Genomic DNA, 18,218 nt, shown 5'->3' with positions numbered 1-18,218 from the left:
TCTATCGTTAACAGTAATGAAAAAGGCCAGTCAGATGACTGGCCTTTATTTTTTGTGGAACCCCGGCGGCTCTGACGTTACTCGTCGTCGTCCTCTTCATCATCGTCCTGCGTGATCGGGCATTCGAAATCATCAGGTTTAATCGCCAGCAAATCGCACTTAAGATGGTCGATCACCTGTTCAGTGGTATTACCGAGAAATGCGGCTGACAGACCGGTACGGCCAATCGCGCCCAACACCACCACACCGGCTTGCAAATGTTCAGCCAAATCGGGGATCACTTCTTCCGGCAGGCCTTTTTCTACGTGAGTGAATTTTTCATCGATCTGGAATTTCTGCCGTAACGCTTTCATGGCAATCAGATGCTGACCACGGATGGCGTCGTTGTAAACGCTGGGATCAAAGTCCGGCAGTTCAATGGCGATATTGATCGGTGTGACAGGGTACGCGCCGACCAGATGGACTTCCGTCTGATTAACGTGAGAGGCCAGTTCGATACTTTCTTTCACCAGTTTGATATTAAGCGGATCGTGGTAGGGCTCTTCGCTGGAAAGGTTCACCGCGACGACGGCTTTACCGCCTTCTGGCCACGGCTGGTCTTTCACCATCCACACCGGACACGGGCACTTACGCAGCAAATTCCAGTCAGTAGGGGTGAAGATAACGGATTCGAGGCGGTCGTGCTGATGGGCCATTTTTAACAGCAGGTCATGCTGGGCAGAAATGACTTCCTGAATAATCGCTTCAAAGGGTTTGTTGTGCCAGACCACTTTGACTTCAATCTGGATACCGGCCTCAATATAGTAGCGGCACTGCTCTTTAATCCATTCCGCCCGCTCGTTGATCACACTTTGTCGCATGCTCGTCCGTTCATCAGGCGACAGCATGGTGGTCATCTCATAGGAGAAATCATAAATAGACAGGAAAGCTTTGATCCGTCCACCGTTACGCTGCACCAGATAAACGGCGCGTCGCAGTGCGGGTTGATCATCCTGATTGGGGTCTATAGCAACGAGTAAATTCTGATACTTAGCCATGGGGACTCCTTAACACCTGTGAGAGAACAGCATTTCACTGTATTAAGTACAGAGTAAACCAAGATTAAGCAATCGGACAGCGGAGAAATTGAGTCGGATCAACAAATTATTCACTGATGATCCGACACAAAAATTTAAGCAGAGACGGGAGCAGACTGACCGGCTAACTGAGAAAGCATTTCATGATTCTCAATGGTGATGTATTTCCCTTTCACACTCAGCATTTCTGATTTCTGGAAACGGCCTAACAAGCGGCTGATGGTTTCCACGGTCAGGCCGAGGTAGTTACCGATGTCGCCACGGGTCATGGTCAGGCGGAATTCACGCTGAGAGAAACCACGCTGTGCGAAACGGCGGGAGAGGTTGTAGATGAAAGCAGCCAGACGTTCTTCGGCATTTTTCTTCGACAACAGCAGGATCATATCCTGGTCGCCTTTGATCTCACCGCTCATCAGACGCATCATTTGCTGGCGCAGATTCGGCATTTTCCCGGAGAGATCATCAAGTGTCTCAAACGGGATTTCACACACCATGGAAGTTTCCAGAGCCTGTGCGAAACTTGGGTGCTGCAAACCGCCGATCGCATCAAAGCCAACTAAATCACCTGCCAGATGGAAACCGGTGATTTGCTCGTCACCTTGTTCGGTGATGGTGTAGCTCTTGATGGTGCCGGAACGGATGGCGTAAAGGGATTTCAATTCATCGCCAGCTTTGAACAGTGCCTGGCCTTTTTGAATCGGTTTTTTCCTTTCGATGATGTTGTCGAGCTGGTCGAGTTCATGCTCGTTCAGCGTGAAAGGAATGCAAAGCTGACTAATGCTACAGTCCTGACAATGGATCGCACAGCCACCAGATTGGATACGTCGAATAATACGCTTTTCCGGGATCATAAGAGTCACTCAGGCAATATTGATATGGGTCAATTTTAACATCTTTTGCGGCGAGTGATAAGTAGCAGAATGGGGCTAAAAGGGCGAAATGTTAAAAAACCACGATTTTTAACGGGTTTTTTTTCTAATTGTTTTGATCTGAACGAGGTATTTCGACGAATTGAGAATCAATGAGATTTAGATGTGGGTCAATTTATTCATAAAAATTATATAATTTTTTTAAGAATAATTTGTTTGAATCTAAACAAACCCATCTCAGAGTTATCTGCAGGCCGTTTTTTGATTATCTGCGTCTTAACTTAATCTTTAAGAATACTGACAAATGCGCACGGATTATGCCATAAATCCCGCTACCCGGCGATTATTGCGCATCCTCCGATTGTTTGTTTTGTTCGCGAATAAAGCCGGTGATTTGAAAGCAAAAAACGCTGCCGAGGCAGCGTTGAAATTTTGGGTTTTTATTGAAGCGGGGCGGTTACACATCACCTTCGTTATCTTTTTCCACCGCTTCATGAAGGCGATCCAGCATATCGGGAAACGCCGACTGCACGCGACTCCAGCTTGGGATAAAGGGTTTTTCACTCGGCGTATCCACAAACGCCTGACCGGCTTCAATAATGGCGCCGGAGAACAACTCCACGGCGGATTCCTCGCTGTGCCGGTCGAAAGACAAACCGTTCATGCGCGCGTCATTCTCAAACCAGTCAATCATATCCAGCGCATTGCGATAGTAGGTGGCTTTCAGAATGCGGAAAGACTCGCTGGTGATATTCACGCCCAGAATCGCCATCTTACGATACAGCGCTTTAGTGATGTCGATGCTCATACGCTGCAAACCGTTAGTGGCATCATCTTCTGACATCGGCTGATGTTTATGGTCGTAATTATCGGCGATATCCACCTGGCAGATGCGTCGGGTCGCCGTATTGCGGTGCAGTTCGGAAAGCACGCCAATCTCCAGCCCCCAGTCACTCGGGATACGCAGATCATTGAGAACGTGGGTACGCATGGCGAATTCGCCGGAAAGCGGATAACGGAAAGTGCGCAGATACTCAAGGAAATCGGAGTGGCCGTAGACAATTTGCAGGGATTTCAGCAGCGGAAATACCAGCAGGCGGCCAACGCGGCCATTGAATTTCCCGTCTGCCACACGGGCGTAATAGCCTTTACAGAAATCATAATGGAAATTAGGGTTCGCCACCGGGTACATCAGGCGCGCCAGCATATCGCGGCTGTAGGTGACAATGTCACAATCATGCAGCCCGACGACCGAGGTGCGCCGCGATGCCAGCGTATACCCGACGCAAAACCAGACGTTGCGGCCTTTACCCGGTTCCATTGGCGAAAGATTTTCTTTTTTAAGCTCTTCATCCAGCGCTTTCAGACGCGGGCCATCGTTCCATAAAATACGGTGGCGCTGTGGCAGGCGGGAGAAAAATTCGCGGGCAAATAAAAACTGATCGCGGTCTGCGCGATCCAGACCAATAACAATTTCTTCCAGATAGGGGACTTTTGTCAGCTCATCGACAATTTTGGTCAGCGCCGGACCTTCAAGTTCTGAAAATAATGAAGGCAATATTAACCCCATTGAGCGGCGTCCCGAAAAAACCTGCAAATCGTATTCCAGTTCTTCCACTTTTCGGTTGGTCAAATTATGGAAATTAGTAATCACACCATCCTGATAAAAATCACTCATTCGATATTCTCCAATTTTAGAATTGATAAAATTATTGGAAACAAACAATTATCTGAAACGCACTCCCGCGACACTCTTTCCCTTATTTTTCATTTAGCATTTCCCGTTGGCGGGACGAAATAAAATGATCTAATCCCTGAACCCAGCCGTGCGGGCCAAATTCCGTGGTGCGATAAACCTGCGCGGGGTGATGACGGCTCAGCGGCATCTCGTGGTGGTGATGGCCTTTAATGACCACGGCGTGATCGACCACTTTCAGCATCGAGAGATCGTTAGGCCCGTCCCCCAGTCCGATACTGATCGCCGGTTTACCGCGCTGGCGCTGATACTCAGCGGAAAGCCATTGCACCGCCGGGCCTTTCCCCGCATCAACGCCCATCACATGCCAGAAACGTCCGCCACGCGTCAGCGCCAGCCCTTCACGGGTGAGACATTTTTTGAAATGTGCGAAATCCAGATCGTTACCAAACCAGATCAGGGGTTCGGAAGCTTCACGCAGCATCGCCAGCGCAGCATCCGCTTCGGAAAGTCCGGTCCAGAGGGCGACCTGCTTTGGCGTAACATCCCCGAAACCGCGAAATTCAAAATCGTAGCGGTGGCGTAATTCCTCCAGGGTGCGGCGGATATCCGCATAGCGCGCACCCATCATCGGACCCTGACCTCGCCAGTCTGGCGGAAGGTGGATCATGGCACCGTTTTCAGCAATAAAAGGGAGATGCGTCAGCTGGAGATCTGACTGCAATGCCGCCACTTCGGCGGACGTTTTACTGGTGGTCAGGATCAGCGGTATCTGCGCCGCGGCAAGCCTGTCCAGCCAGGGCTTCGCCGGTTGCCAGCTGTAATCATGGTGGTCGAGCAGCGAACCATCGAGGTCAGTAAAAATAATTAAGGGATCATCAAGGTACGGCATTCTTTCTCCTCAATTTTGTGGCAGAACAGACGTGCATTTTTGTTAACCCACTTCTGCTCCAGCAGCTAAGTATAGATTCAAAAATGATTTTTATGACCGGGCTAACCATTTCAGGATTATTTACCGGCAAGGGTAACGGGCAACATCAAAGCCGCAGACGGCTTTACCCACAGGCGGTTTATGCGGATAATTTACGTCAGTTCCACTGCGGTTTAGATGTCATCCTTTACCATTGCGTTTTCTTTTTTTGCCCAGTTTCGGGCAGTCAGACGAGTCTTTCCTCATGTCTTTAACACCGGTTTTAACGCGCACCGCCTTTGTGCTTTGCGCCGTCAGTATGTTATCTGCCTGCGATGGCAGCTCCACCGCGCAGGAGAGTGCGCTGGTCATTGAAGGTAAAACCATGGGCACGTTTTATCGTGTCAGTCTGGCGGGCGTGGATAAAAACCGGGAAGCGGCGCTGCGGGAGCAAATTGAGGCGCAGCTTAAAGAGGACGACCATCAGTTATCGACTTACAAAGAGGATTCGGTGCTGTCGCGTTTCAATCAGTATCAGGGCAACGTGCCCCAGCCGATCAGTGCCGGGATGGCTGACGCGATCGTCACCTCAATGCGTATCGGCACCTTAACCGGTGGCGCGATGGACATCACCGTCGGCCCGCTGGTGAACTTGTGGGGATTTGGCCCGGACAAACAGCCGGTGAAAACGCCGACGCCGGAACAGATCGCCGCAGCGCGTCAGCGTATCGGGTTACAGCATCTGAAAGTGATCCAGCAAAATGACGGGCAGTATCTGCAAAAAGATTTGCCGGGCATGTACGTTGATCTCTCTACGGTCGGCGAAGGTTATGCGACCGATCACCTGGCGCGGCTGGTTGAGGGGAACGGCATCAGCAATTATCTGGTGTCGGTAGGTGGCGCGGTGGTTTCACGCGGGCACAATGCGCAGGGGAATCCGTGGCAGGTGGCAATTCAGAAACCAACGGACAAAGAAACCGCGGTGCAGGCGATTGTTGATTTGCAGGGCATGGGCATCAGTACCTCCGGCAGTTACCGCAATTATTACGAGCTGAACGGCAAACGTCTTTCGCACATCATCGATCCGGCCACCGGTTCGCCAATCACCCATAAGCTGGTATCGGCGACGGTGATCGCCCCGACCGCGCTGGAAGCCGACGGCTGGGACACCGGTCTGATGGTGCTTGGCACGAAGAAAGCGCTGGCGCTGGCAGAACAGCAACATCTGGCGGTGTATCTGATCACCAAAGAGGGCGACACCTTCAAAAGCTATATGTCGCCGCAGTTCAAAGCCTATCTGAAAGATCCGCAGTAAACGTTATCGTCTTAAAGCGTGCCGTGCATTTTTTCACTGAGATAAGCGAGAAATGCACGCAGCGCGGAAGACGCTGCTTCAGATCCTCAATGCCTGAAGCAGCGCCGTGGTTCAGTGTTTCGCGGTACTGATCAGTTCAAACAGCACCACCGTGCGCGAAGTACAGATGTACTCGCGTCCGAAATCGAAATTATGCTCGTTCACATCATCGGGCTGGAAGGTATCGAAAATATGCCGCCAGCTCTCGCCGTGCGCCACCGAAGGCAACACAAACATCACGTCTTTGTGAGACGCGTTAAACAGCAGCAGCACGGTACTCAGGGAACCGTGACGCAGCAGGCCGGTGGGCTGGGCGCGGCCATCGAGCAGCATGGCGATGCATTTTGCGTGCGGATCTTTCCAGGCGGCATCGGTCATTTCCGGCCCCTGCGGCTGGAACCAGCTCACGTCTTTGACATCGAGCTTTTCATGGATCGCGCCGGTCAGAAAGCGCCCGCGATGTAAAATCGGGAATCGCTTGCGCAGGGCGATCAGCCGGTAGGTGAACAGCAGCAGGGACTGGCCTTTATCGCCGATGTTCCAGTTGACCCAGGCAATCTCAGTGTCCTGACAATAGGCATTGTTATTGCCGTTTTGCGAACGGGCAAACTCATCACCGGCCAGCAGCATCGGGGTACCTTGTGAGAACAGCAGCGTCGCCAGCATATTGCGCATCTGGCGCAGGCGAAGTTCGCTGATTTCCGGATCGTCGGTCGGGCCTTCCACGCCATAGTTGGCTGAAATGTTGTTATCGCTGCCGTCTTTGCCGTTCTCCCCGTTGGCTTCGTTGTGTTTCTTCTCGTACGACACCCAGTCGTTGAGCGTGAAGCCGTCGTGCGCGGTAATAAAGTTGACTGACGCGTAAGGCTTACGGCCGCGATGATTGAACAGATCGGCAGAACCGGAAAGCCGCGTGGCGAACTGCGCCAGCTGGCCTTCGTCACCGCGCCAGAATTTGCGCACGGTATCGCGGAAACGGTCATTCCACTCCATCCAGCCTGGCGGGAAACCGCCGACCTGATAACCGCCGGGACCGCAATCCCAGGGTTCAGCAATCAGTTTACACTGGCTGAGGATCGGGTCCTGACGGCAGGTATCGAGAAAACCGCAGCCTTCATCAAAACCATAGCTTTCACGCCCGAGAATGGTCGCCAGGTCGAAGCGGAACCCATCCACCTGCATTTCTGTCGCCCAGTAGCGCAGTGAATCCGTGACCATCTGCAACACGCGCGGGTGGCTGAGATTGAGCGTATTGCCGGTGCCGGTATCATTAATGTAATAGCGTTTGTTGTCCGGCATCAGCCGGTAATAACTGGCGTTGTCGATGCCTTTGAAGGACAGCGTCGGGCCGAGCTCATTGCCTTCCGCCGTATGGTTGTAGACCACGTCCAGAATCACTTCGATACCCGCCGCGTGGAAAGTGGCGATCATCTGCTTGAATTCATTGACGGTGTGCGTCGCCATATATTGCGGATGCGGGGCAAAGAAGCTCAGCGTGTTATAGCCCCAGAAGTTATGCAGACCTTTATCCTGCAGGTGCCGGTCATCGGTGAAGGCGTGGATCGGCATCAGTTCAACGGACGTTACCCCCAGCGAGCGGATGTACTCGACGATGTGCGGGGTGCTCATCCCGGAAAATGTGCCGCGCAGATGCTCCGGCACCGCCGGATGGCGCATGGTGTAACCGCGCAAATGCGTTTCATAAATCAGCGTTTTTTCCCACGGAATATGCTTTTTGCGCGACCGCGCCCAGGAGAATGCCGGGTCAATCACCCGGCATTTTGGCAGGAAAGGGGCGCTGTCCGTATTGTCGAGGTGCAAATCCTTCTTGTCGCTTTGCATGTCATAGGCGAACAGGGCGTCATCCCATTTCAGGTCGCCGACAATTTGTTTGGCATACGGGTCGAGCAGAAGTTTGGCCGGGTTAAACCGGTGGCCGTCGTGTGGCGCATAGGGCCCATGCACGCGATAGGCGTAAAGCAGGCCGGGGCGGGCATCCGGCAGATAGCCATGCCAGACTTCATCGGTATATTCCGGCAGTTCAATGACGTCGTATTGTTCTCCTTCATCATTAAACAGGCACAGCTCAACTTTGGTGGCATTGGCGGAGAACAAGGCGAAGTTCACCCCCAGACCGTCCCAGGTTGCGCCAAGCGGAACCGGTAATCCTTCGCGCACGCGGGTGGTATGGCCGGAGTCAAAGCTTCGGACGATTTCACCGTCGCTGTAAGGATGCATGATGCGCACGCCCAGCTCATCAACAGCGATGTTGACCTGAGCATTGGAGGGTACGCTGCGGACTTCTTCCGTGGTGGCCGTCGGTTGGGTGACTTTGCCGGATCGAGGTTTTGCCATTCGTTTCACACTCCTGAGCAGGTCAGTCAGAATAAATCCTGAAAAATTGAGCGAAAAATATCCGCAGCTCAAGGGGCTGCTTGTCTGTTGCTACCAAACCAGTGTAGTTGCACTTGCGCCATTTCCCCCACCGGTAGCCGATTAACCGCAAAATCAGTGACCGCGGCGTGACAAAAAAGAGGGGTATCACGTCCTGCGCACAAGCATCAGCGTGCGGCAAACATTCCTGATTGAGGTTTTTTTGCCTCTCACCGGCAATCACTCACAGAGGCTTTACTGACTGATATTAAAGCCTTCATTCCTCACGAAAATTTTTGATGAAGTGTGATTTTCTCTTTTGAAATCAGGCTCCGATACTGGCCTCAGAGAAAGCAGCGGTGAGCGATGAGACAACGAATTTTACCCCGCGCCCGCCGTTTGCTTTCCGTCACTTACCCCCATCTTCATTACTAATCGGAGTTATGATTTATGAGCACCACCAAACAAAAATATATGGTTTCTGCTGCATGGGAAAATGCAGATGATGTCTGGTCATCGGCGTGTTTCATTGACGTATTTAATATGACGGACACCGATCTGGCGTCCGGAAAAGTAGAATTCACCATCGACAATACCCAGAGCGCTTCGGCAAACCAAAATTTCGAATTTGAAACCTGGAGCAGCCCGATCAAAGGCAAGCTGATTGACGATTGCAGCGTGATCCCGGCGGGCGGCAAAGGCCGTTTTGCTATCATGATTGGCTGTAATACCGGTGTCAGCATCGGTAACCTGCCGCGCAGTTTTAAAGTGAACGGCGAAGCTGCCGATCTGGTGGCGGATACTCAGGCGCCGACGGTGCCGGCTGACGTAAAAGCCGTTGCCGCCGGGGCCGTGACCCTCAGCCTGGTCTGGACGCCTTCTACAGATAACGTGATGGTCAGCGGTTACGAAGTCACTTATACCGATACCAAAACCAAAGTCGCCAAAACGCAAAAAACCACCAGCAGTTCCATCACCCTGGGCGGCCTGACCGCGCAAACGGCTTACAGTGTTCAGGTTCGTGCTTACGATCTGGCCGGTAACTTCTCGGCGAAATCCTCTGTACTGAATGTCACCACGGATAAAACGTTGCCGGATGCGGGAGATTACTCCTTCAACCATGCTCCGTTTATGGACTTCACCGGCTGGCCAACGCCGCGTCCGAGCGTTTTCGGCAAAGATTCCGGTCTGAAAGCTTACACGCTGGGCTTTATCACGGCTGCCGACATGAATGCCGGTGAGGGGACACCAAATTACCGTCCTTGCTGGGGCGGTCTGGTCACCATCACCGATGGTAATGTCTCTGATTACGGTCAGGAATTTACCGGTGATGCCACTGTGTCTGATTACGGCAAAGCAGATATCGCTGCATTCCGCGCCGCAGGTGGCGATGTGGCGATTTCCTTCGGCGGGGCGAACTCCAACTTCCTCGAAGAGCACATCACGGATGTCGGCGCACTGGCTGAACTCTATCAGGGCGTGCTGGATAACTATGCCGTGACGCATATCGATTTCGATATCGAAGGCGGCGCGTTGCAGCAGACTGAAATGCTCAAACGCCTGCTGGCAACCATGGCGGTGGTGCAGAAAAACAATCCGCAGTTGCAGATTGCGTTCACGCTGCCGGTAGACGGGCAAACGTCTGATGATTCACAGGGCCTGACGTCGTTCGGTATTGATTTCGTCCGGATGGTGCATGAAAACGGGATTTCTCCGTCCCTGTTCAACGCCATGTCGATGGACTTCGGCGACGTGGCACCGCCACCGGATATGTATACCGGCGTGGAAATGTCGATGCTGGCGATGCACCGTCAGATCAAAACCGTGTTCACCGAATGGTCGGATGCCAAACTGTGGCGTCGCATTGGTGTCACCCCGATGTTTGGCATTAACGACACCGGCCCGAGCTTCACTGTCGAACACATGAAAAAGCTGATCACGCTGGCGAAGAAATACAACTTCGGCACCATCTCCGGCTGGGATGCGACCCGTGATTACAACCAGGGGCTGGAAATGTGCCATACCAGCGATCACAACAACCTGTACCAATGTACTTATGAAGGCACCGAGTCTTACGCCTACAGCAAGATCATTGCCACGTATCAACATAAGGCGGTCTAATCCGCCAGTCAGGTCAGAGGTCAGTCATTTTTTCTGTGCAGTGTAACTTCGCCGGTGTGAACTCTTCACACCGGCTTTTTTTTGTCTGCATCATTCTGCAAAGCTTAACTGCTGTACATGGCCGCAGCATTGGCTGATATTCATGCTGACCCGCCGCCAACAGGGCGGGCGCTGACACTTTTTGTCGTCTTTGCCGCAGAGAAAGGAGCCTTAATGACTATCGCGTTGCTCAGCCACGTCCCGCTGGATGCTGGCTATCCTGAACGGTTTGAAGCTGCCGGTTTTACCCTGCATTTCGCCACCACGCCCGCACAGCGCGAGACGCTGGATCCGCATATCGCGCAGCAGATCCGCGCCGTACTCACCATCGGCAGTATCGGCCTGAGTGATGCGCAGATGGCAGCGTTGCCACAACTCAGTATCATCTGTGCGCAGGGAGTGGGGTATGAGCATATCGATGTGGCGGCGGCGAACGCGCGCGGTATTCACGTCACCCACGGGCCGGGCACCAATAATGCGTCGGTGGCTGACCACACGCTGGCGCTGATGCTGGCGATCACCCGGCGCATTCCGCAGTTTGATGCGGCGGTTCGCGGCGGAGAATGGAACAAGTCACGCTGGAACGTGCCGGGCATGGCGGGCAAAAAGCTCGGCGTGGTGGGGCTTGGCAATATAGGTGCGCTGATTGCGCGGCGTGCCGCCGCCGGATTTGATATGGCCGTCGGTTATCACAACCGCACGCCGGTGGAAGATTCGCCGTATAGCTATTTCAGCAGCGTACGCGAACTGGCGGGCTGGGCGGATTATCTGGTGGTGGCCACGCCGGGGGGAAAGAATACCGTCAGGCTGGTGAATGCGGATGTCCTGCACGCGTTAGGGGCTGAAGGTTTTCTGATTAACATTGCACGGGGCAGCGTGGTGGATACTGCGGCGCTTATCGCCAGCCTGAAACACCATCACATCGCCGGTGCGGCGCTCGACGTGGTGGAGGGTGAACCGCAGGTGCCGCCTGAATTACTGCGGCTTGATAATCTGGTGATCACGCCGCACGTGGCGGGACGTTCGCCGGAATCGGTCGAAAACATGCTGTCGCTGGTGCTCGCTAACCTGAACGCGCATTTCGCCGGAAAACCGGTGCTGACCGCCGTGCCTGAGTAAATCCGCCCCTGCGCCGCCGCGCTCTATAGTCGTAAAAAGCATAAGTAACCGCTTTTTCTTATTTGGCTGGCATAGCCCGAGGCCGTAACAATAGGGTTTTAGAACAGACAGAGGCGACGGCGGTGAATTTTCAACAACTCAAAATTATCAGGGAATCAGCGCGATGCAATTACAACCTGACCGAAGTGTCGAACATGCTGTTCACGTCGCAGTCAGGGGTCAGCCGTCATATTCGTGAGCTGGAAGACGAGCTGGGCGTCGAGATATTCATCCGTCGCGGCAAGCGTTTGCTGGGGCTGACCGAGCCGGGTAAAGAGTTGCTGGCCGTGGCCGAGCGTATTCTCAATGAAGCGCAGAATATCCGGCGGCTGGCGGATGTGTTCTCCAAAGAGGACGCAGGCGTACTGACCATCGCCACCACACATACGCAGGCGCGGTACAGCTTGCCGAAAGTCATCAAGGCCTTTCGCGCTATTTATCCGGGCGTGCGGCTGGAACTCCATCAGGGTTCTCCTCAGGAAGTGCTGGCGATGTTGCTCGGCGGGCAGGCGGATGTGGCGATTGCCAGCGAAAAGCTGATGAACGATCCGTCAGTTGCCGCGTTTCCGTATTACCGCTGGCATCACGCCATCGTGGTACCGCAGGGGCATCCGCTCACCTTACAGCACCCGATCACCTTGCAGCATCTGAGCGAACAACCGCTGATCACTTATCGTCAGGGCATTACCGGCCGTTCGCGTCTTGATGAGGCTTTCAGCCGCGCGGCGCTCAGCCCGGATATTGTGCTCAGTGCGCAGGATTCTGACGTCATCAAAACGTACGTTGAACTGGGGCTTGGCGTGGGGATTTTGGCCGATAAAGCCTACGAAGCCGCGCGTGACACCGGGCTGCAACTGATCAACGCCGAGCATTTGTTTGAAGCCAATACGGTCTGGCTCGGGCTGAAAAGGGCGCAGCTTCAGCGTAATTATGTCTGGCGGTTTATCGAACTGTGTAATCCGGGGCTGTCGGTGAATGACATTAAGGAGAAGGTCTTTGCATCGGGGCAGGAGAGCGAGACGGTGATCGATTATCAGATTTAACGCACCGGCGCTATAAGCAGTATCAGGCGGGGCGCCATCAGACGCCCCGCAGAATTTTACTCAGTCAACCGTCGAATACTTCACATAGTGATTTGAGCAGTTGAAGTGCGCCACATAGCTCAGCGTTCCGTTCGGACCTTTCGCGCTGAACGGAATGTGATAGGTTCCCTTATCCTCTTTCGCGTCATCACTGATAAAGCTCAGCACCGGCACGGAAGTGCCCATATTGTCTTTATCGTTGCCCCAGTTCGGGATGCGGTTTTCCATGTAGTCACGGGTGACGGTATCAATGGCGTTGCTCTTGCTGATCTGAGCGCAGGCGCCTTCCGTTGAACGCTGCATCCACCACGGATAGACATAAACTGAGCCGAGCATCACGACCATCATCAGGAAGATAACTGAAATAATTCCGATCAAAACAACTTTACTCATAGTGCTTCCTACTCCTGAAAATTCTCAGCCAAATCATAGACTGCGCAGAACATTCGATGTTATTTATCGAAGGAAAGCGCGTATGTTACGCCAGTTGGTCAGCAGAGGTTAAGTATTATCAGCCCTTCTGTTGCATTCCGTTACAGAAGCCGGTCCCGCCACACCCTTCGCGGTGTTAGCCTTTGAGCATACCGTCATTGCACACATTGATAGCACAAGGAGTTACACATGAGTCAGCAACCTGTTGTTCAGCCATCCACCGTTGTTGCGGTACTTGGACTGGGCGCGATGGGCCATGCGTTTGCCGCAAACCTCATCAAAAAAGGGTTTACCACCCGCGTCTGGAACCGTACGCCATCCCGCGGGGATGACCTGGTGGCCGCCGGAGCAACGCGCGGTGCAACGCCCCGTGACACGGTGGAAGGGGCAGACGTCGTTATCACGATGCTGTCCGACGGCAAGACGTCGCTGGACATATATCAGGGGGACAACGGTGTGCTTGCCGGGCTCAAGCAGGGCGGGATTATCGCGCAGATGGGCACGCTCGGCGTGGACGCCACCGAAAGCCTGATCGCCCTGATCACACAGCTTCGCCCTGACGTGGTGTTCTTTGACGCGCCGGTGTCCGGCACTAAAGGCCCGGCAGAGCAGGCGCAAATCGTGGTCCTGGCCAGCGGTGACCGGGAAGCCGGCGCGGCGATCGAACCGGTATTTGCGGCGATCTCTAAAGCCACCAAATGGCTGGGGGAAGCCGGTCGCGCCTCTAAAATGAAGCTGGTGGTGAATGCCTGGCTGATTGCCATGATGGAAGGTATCGCCGAAACCACGCAACTGGCCGAAGAACTGGGCTTTTCTACCGACGATCTGTGGAACGTCCTGGAAGGCGGCCCGCTGGCTGCGCCGTACATTAAAGGCAAAATGGACATGTTCAAAAGCGACGATTACACCCCGCAGATGCAACTGACCTGGGCGCTGAAAGACATCAATCTGGCGCTGGACGCCGGCAGTCAGCTGAATTTGCCGGTGATGAAACGCATCAGCGAAACCTGGCAGGGCGCGGTGGGTGCCGGTTACGGCGATCAGGATCTGGCGGTGGTGTACCGTTACCTCGGCAATCACTCTTTTGAATCATAACTTCGCAGTATAAATCAGAGCATCTGGCTATTGGTCACCCGCAACAGCGCTGTGTTAGCGTCACAAACAGATATCTTCTTTTCACTGATGCGGAGTGAGCAATGAGCCAGCCTTCAAGCACTATCCCTCTGATCGACTTCAGCCAGTTCTCCGGCTCACCGGAACAGCGCGAAACCTTTTTGTCAGAGTTGCGTTATGCCTCCCGCGAGATCGGCTTCTTCTATCTTAAAAACCACGGCGTTGATGCCACGTTATTGAGTGATGTACAAAACGCCTCACGCCAGTTCTTTGCGTTGCCGGAAGAAGAAAAGCTCTCCGTGGCGATGATCAACTCTTCACATTTTCGCGGCTATAACCGCGCGGCGTCTGAAATTACCCGCGGCCAGCCGGACTGGCGGGAACAGTTTGATCTCGGCGCAGAGCGGCCAGTATTGCCGGTCAGTGAACGCACGCCGGCATGGGCCAGATTGCAGGGGCCGAATCAGTGGCCACAGGCGTTACCTGAGCTCAGGCCGTTGCTGCTGCGCTGGCAGCGTGAAATGACGGCCATGTCATTGCGTTTACTGCGTGCTTTTGCCCTGGCGCTGAAACTGCCGGAAAACGCATTTGATCCGCTGTATGGCGAAAAACCCAATGAACATATCAAGCTTATCCGCTATCCGGGGAGGCCGGAGGGCGAAGGCAATCAGGGCGTCGGTGCACACAAAGATTCAGGATTTCTCAGTTTCTTATTGCAGGACGATCAGCGCGGATTGCAGGTCGAAGTGGAAGAAAATCAGTGGGTAGACGCCTTACCGGTGCCGGGTACGCTGGTGGTGAATATAGGCGAACTGCTCGAACTCGCCACTAACGGCTATCTGCGCGCCACGGTGCACCGCGTGGTGTCTCCGCCTGCTGCCGGTGAGCGTTTATCGCTGGCCTTTTTCCTCGGCGCACAGCTTGATGCCGTGGTACCGCTGTTTCCGTTACCGGCGGAACTGGCGAAAGAAGCGCGCGGTGAGGCCAGCGATCCCCTCAATCCGCTGTTCCGCGATGTGGGCTTCAACTATCTGAAAGGGCGGCTGCGCTCACATCCCGACGTGGCGCAGCGCTATTATGCCGACGTCACGGGCTGATCAGATTTTCGGGGCACGTGCCGTATCGATACTGACCACCGCTGACATCCCCGGCCGCAGGCGATCGCTCTGCGGCTGACCAGGCTCCAGCTCAATCCGCACCGCGATGCGCTGGGCGATTTTGGTGAAGTTACCGGTCGCGTTGTCGGCTTTCAGCACGCTGAATTCCGACCCCGCCGCCGGAGCAATGCGCACCACATGGCCTTTAAACGCATGATCGTCAAGCGCATCCACGGTAAACGAGGCTGGCGTGCCGACCGTCATCGCGGCCAGCTGACGCTCTTTAAAGTTAGCTGTCACCCAGATCATTTTCGGTGTGATCGACGTCATTTGCGTCCCGGCTGTCACATACTGGCCTAAACGCGCGCTGATCTCGCCGAGCTGACCATCAGAGGGCGCAACAATCCGGGTGTGCAGCAGATTGATTTTCGCCACTTCCACTTTAGCCTGCGCGGCCTTCAGGGCGGCGGCCAGCGACGCTTTATTCGCATCCACCAGAGACAGATCCTGACGGGCGATATTGACCGATGCCCGCGCTTTGGCGACGCTGGCTTTGCTGGTCAGCAGGGCCGCATGTAACTCATCACCGAGGGTTTTGGACACCAGACCTTTTGCCAGCAGGGAACTGTTACGGCCGGTATCCAGTGCGGCTTTGCTTTCGCCCGCCATTGCGCTTTGCAGTTCAGCCTCGGCCAGTTGCAGGCTTGCGGCGCTGGAGGCACGATTTTGCTCAAAATTCTGCAAGGTCACCTGTTGCTGTGCGGCGGCAGCCTCAGCCTGCAATAACTCCTGACGGTAGGTGCTGTCATCGATCATAAACAGCAGATCGCCTTTTTTCACCGACATGAAATCCTGAACCTTGACCTCGGTAATGTACCCCGAAACCTGCGGGCTGAGCAGGGTGACATTGCCCCGCACGTAGGCGTTATCGGTGGATTCCACCTGCGAGCTGAACGGAAACAACTGCCAGCTGTACAACACCAGCATCACCCCCGCCATACCAAGACAAAGCACCACCCAAATCGACGGATAACGAAATACATTTTTCATCACTTTTCCCGCATTACTCTTATAGTTCGATAATAGAAACGAATGAATTACGCCACCGCGTCAGCGGCTTCGCGTTTTTTGTCCTGGATCCGGCCGGCAATAATGTGCGCGCAGAGAATCGCAAAGCAGCCGAGCGACATATAAAACACCACCATAAACACATCGTTGTAGGCCAGCAGCCCGGCCTGCTGGCTCACTTTAAGGCTCAGTTGCATCACCGCTTCGGCGCTCAGTTGTGTGCCATCATTGAGCGACGGTTTCAGCAAATGGCTGTATTGCGAAAGACGCTCGACCACCAGCGGGTTTTGCAGCGATATTCCTTCGGTCAGGACGCTGGAGTGAAACTTCTCCCGCAGAATTTGAATCGTTCCCAGAAACGCGCCGCCCACCTGCGCACCGACGTTTTGCGTCGAGAGAAACACCAGCACGAAGCTGATGATCTGGCTCTGACCGTATTGCAGTGCGCGGATAAAACCGAGCCACAAAGAGGTCGGCAGGAAGATCGCGCCGCCAAACGCAATCATGCCCTGAGTCAGATAAAACTGTTCGGGGCGGGTGTCCGTGGTCGAATGGGCGTCCAGCCAGGCCGCAACGGCAATCAGCGCGATTGAAAACAGATGGATGTAAACAATCCGGTTCGCCTTGTGGATGATGCTGACGAACACCAGACCGGCAAAGGTCGCGGCCAGAATGATGCAGAACAGCGTCACCAGCTGATCGTTAAGCAATCCGAACAGATTCAGAAAGCCCACCATGCCGGTGGTTTGTTCAGAAAGCAGCATGCGCACGAACAGCATTGAGCCGGTAAACAGCAACATTTCCGGCGTCATCAGCCAGCGTAAATCGATAATCGGATTCTTACGGCGCAGCTCGACCATAAACGACAGCGTCAGCGCAATGATCCCGACCACCAGCACTTCGCCAATCCACGCTTTTTCCTGCCACCAGTAATAGCGGCCCATGGTCAGCACCACCGACATACAGGCCACGGCGGTGGCAATCAGCGGATAACTGATCCAGTCGGTGCGCTCGAACACTTTCACCCGTGGCGGATGCGTCAGCGGCAGGATCCAGATGATCGCCAGACAGATCAGCGACAGCCCGGATTCCAGCATCGTCAGCTGGTGCCAGTGCCCGAGATCGAGCAGGTGCGGCGAAATGATGCGGGAAATGGGTAACGAAATCTGGCTGCCCGCCAGCCCGAAACATAATCCCGCCGTAAGCTTTTTGGCGGGCGGGAAAATTTCAAACATGTAAAACAACGCCAGCGGCCCGAGCGACGCCATCGCAAAACCCATGACTGCGCGCACGGCCACGGCTGTCTGAAAGTCATGGGTAAACATCTGCGCCATCGACGCAAAAGCAAAGAACAACAGGCCGTATTCCCCAAAACGACGGAACCCGAACTGGGTGCGGATTTTGTACAGCAGAATAGTACCGGTGACGCTGGTGGCGGTGTACGCGGCGATCAGCCAGTAACTCTCCACGTTAGAAATGCCCAGCGAGCCCTGTATCCCCGGCAGATTTGAGCCGACAAGGTTGATGCCAAGCCCCTGCGTCATACCGATTATCAGCGACGCCATCACATAAACCGCAATCCGCAGACGCGGAAAACGCATCAGCCAGTGGCTGACCTGTACCGCAAAAGGATGGTGCGTGGAGGGCGGAACCGAGGCGGTTTCCGGTGGCGCAGGTGTCTCTTGTGCGGCGGAGGCATCCTGTTGAGTCAATTCACCGGCGTCCTGCCGGATATCAGAATCAGAACGCGTCGTCATCGTTGTGCCATGTAAGTCGTTACCCAACTAGTTTGTAGCTTGCTACATAATGTAGTGAGGCATTTCAAATGTG

Annotated in this window: 14 protein-coding genes; 6 read left to right on the top strand and 8 right to left on the bottom strand. The window is 54.2% G+C overall.

The genetic code is table 11. The annotated features are described in order from the left end of the window. Positions 1-77: 77 nt before the first annotated feature. The 4 genes from uspE to ED901_RS06025 form a co-directional block, all read right to left on the bottom strand. Positions 78-1,037 (bottom strand): universal stress protein UspE, encoded by a 960-nt coding sequence (gene uspE / locus ED901_RS06040; RefSeq protein ID WP_056770655.1) that lies wholly within the window; start codon positions 1,035-1,037, stop codon positions 78-80. A gap of 134 nt (positions 1,038-1,171) precedes the next feature. Further along, positions 1,172-1,927, bottom strand: a complete 756-nt coding sequence (locus ED901_RS06035) for an FNR family transcription factor (protein WP_013575564.1) — start codon at positions 1,925-1,927, stop codon at positions 1,172-1,174. 475 nt (positions 1,928-2,402) lie between these two features. Beyond that, the gene (locus ED901_RS06030) at positions 2,403-3,623 is read right to left on the bottom strand and encodes a glycosyl transferase (RefSeq protein WP_122095307.1); all 1,221 of its coding nucleotides are present in this window, start codon (positions 3,621-3,623) and stop codon (positions 2,403-2,405) included. Between the two features lie 82 nt (positions 3,624-3,705). After that, positions 3,706-4,533 (bottom strand): mannosyl-3-phosphoglycerate phosphatase-related protein, encoded by an 828-nt coding sequence (locus ED901_RS06025; protein WP_122095306.1) that lies wholly within the window; start codon positions 4,531-4,533, stop codon positions 3,706-3,708. 283 nt (positions 4,534-4,816) lie between these two features. Here ED901_RS06025 and apbE point away from each other — a divergent pair, with 283 nt between their 5' ends. Next, entirely contained in the window at positions 4,817-5,866 is a 1,050-nt protein-coding gene (apbE, locus tag ED901_RS06020) for an FAD:protein FMN transferase ApbE (RefSeq protein ID WP_122095305.1), read from the top strand. A 111-nt stretch (positions 5,867-5,977) separates the two neighbouring features. Here the strand turns inward: apbE and glgX are convergent, their stop codons facing one another. Then, positions 5,978-8,260, bottom strand: a complete 2,283-nt coding sequence (gene glgX, locus ED901_RS06015) for a glycogen debranching protein GlgX (protein ID WP_056770644.1) — start codon at positions 8,258-8,260, stop codon at positions 5,978-5,980. Between the two features lie 468 nt (positions 8,261-8,728). Here glgX and ED901_RS06010 point away from each other — a divergent pair, with 468 nt between their 5' ends. The 3 genes from ED901_RS06010 (at position 8,729) to cbl (ending at position 12,639) form a co-directional block, all read left to right on the top strand. Continuing rightward, the gene (locus tag ED901_RS06010) at positions 8,729-10,399 is read left to right on the top strand and encodes a fibronectin type III domain-containing protein (RefSeq protein WP_056770641.1); all 1,671 of its coding nucleotides are present in this window, start codon (positions 8,729-8,731) and stop codon (positions 10,397-10,399) included. 213 nt (positions 10,400-10,612) lie between these two features. Beyond that, positions 10,613-11,557: a 2-hydroxyacid dehydrogenase gene (locus ED901_RS06005; protein WP_122095304.1), complete on the top strand. Its 945-nt coding sequence runs from the start codon at positions 10,613-10,615 to the stop codon at positions 11,555-11,557. A gap of 122 nt (positions 11,558-11,679) precedes the next feature. Next, positions 11,680-12,639 carry an HTH-type transcriptional regulator Cbl gene (gene cbl / locus ED901_RS06000; RefSeq protein ID WP_056770637.1) on the top strand — a complete coding sequence of 320 codons (960 nt, stop codon included), beginning with the start codon at positions 11,680-11,682 and terminating at the stop codon, positions 12,637-12,639. Between the two features lie 60 nt (positions 12,640-12,699). Here cbl and ED901_RS05995 read toward each other — a convergent pair whose 3' ends face one another. Further along, positions 12,700-13,071 (bottom strand): YebF family protein, encoded by a 372-nt coding sequence (locus ED901_RS05995; RefSeq protein WP_056770632.1) that lies wholly within the window; start codon positions 13,069-13,071, stop codon positions 12,700-12,702. Between the two features lie 228 nt (positions 13,072-13,299). Between ED901_RS05995 and ED901_RS05990 the strand changes: the two genes are divergently transcribed. Further along, positions 13,300-14,205, top strand: a complete 906-nt coding sequence (locus ED901_RS05990) for an NAD(P)-dependent oxidoreductase (RefSeq protein WP_122095303.1) — start codon at positions 13,300-13,302, stop codon at positions 14,203-14,205. 101 nt (positions 14,206-14,306) lie between these two features. Next, the gene (locus ED901_RS05985; protein ID WP_122095302.1) at positions 14,307-15,320 is read left to right on the top strand and encodes an isopenicillin N synthase family oxygenase; all 1,014 of its coding nucleotides are present in this window, start codon (positions 14,307-14,309) and stop codon (positions 15,318-15,320) included. On the opposite strand, the gene ED901_RS05980 is transcribed toward ED901_RS05985, so the two are convergent. Both ED901_RS05980 and ED901_RS05975 read right to left on the bottom strand, forming a co-directional pair. Then, positions 15,321-16,370: an HlyD family secretion protein gene (locus ED901_RS05980; RefSeq protein ID WP_122095301.1), complete on the bottom strand. Its 1,050-nt coding sequence runs from the start codon at positions 16,368-16,370 to the stop codon at positions 15,321-15,323. It abuts the gene before it with no gap. Positions 16,371-16,417: 47 nt separating this feature from the next. Next, a complete protein-coding gene (locus tag ED901_RS05975) occupies positions 16,418-18,145 on the bottom strand; it encodes an MFS transporter (protein ID WP_122095300.1) in 1,728 nt (575 codons plus the stop codon). Positions 18,146-18,218: the final 73 nt, after the last annotated feature.

The organism is Rahnella sp. Larv3_ips (assembly GCF_003697865.1).
GTDB classification, from domain to species: Bacteria; Pseudomonadota; Gammaproteobacteria; order Enterobacterales; family Enterobacteriaceae; genus Rahnella; species Rahnella rivi.
This window is presented reverse-complemented; position numbering and strand designations above follow the sequence as displayed.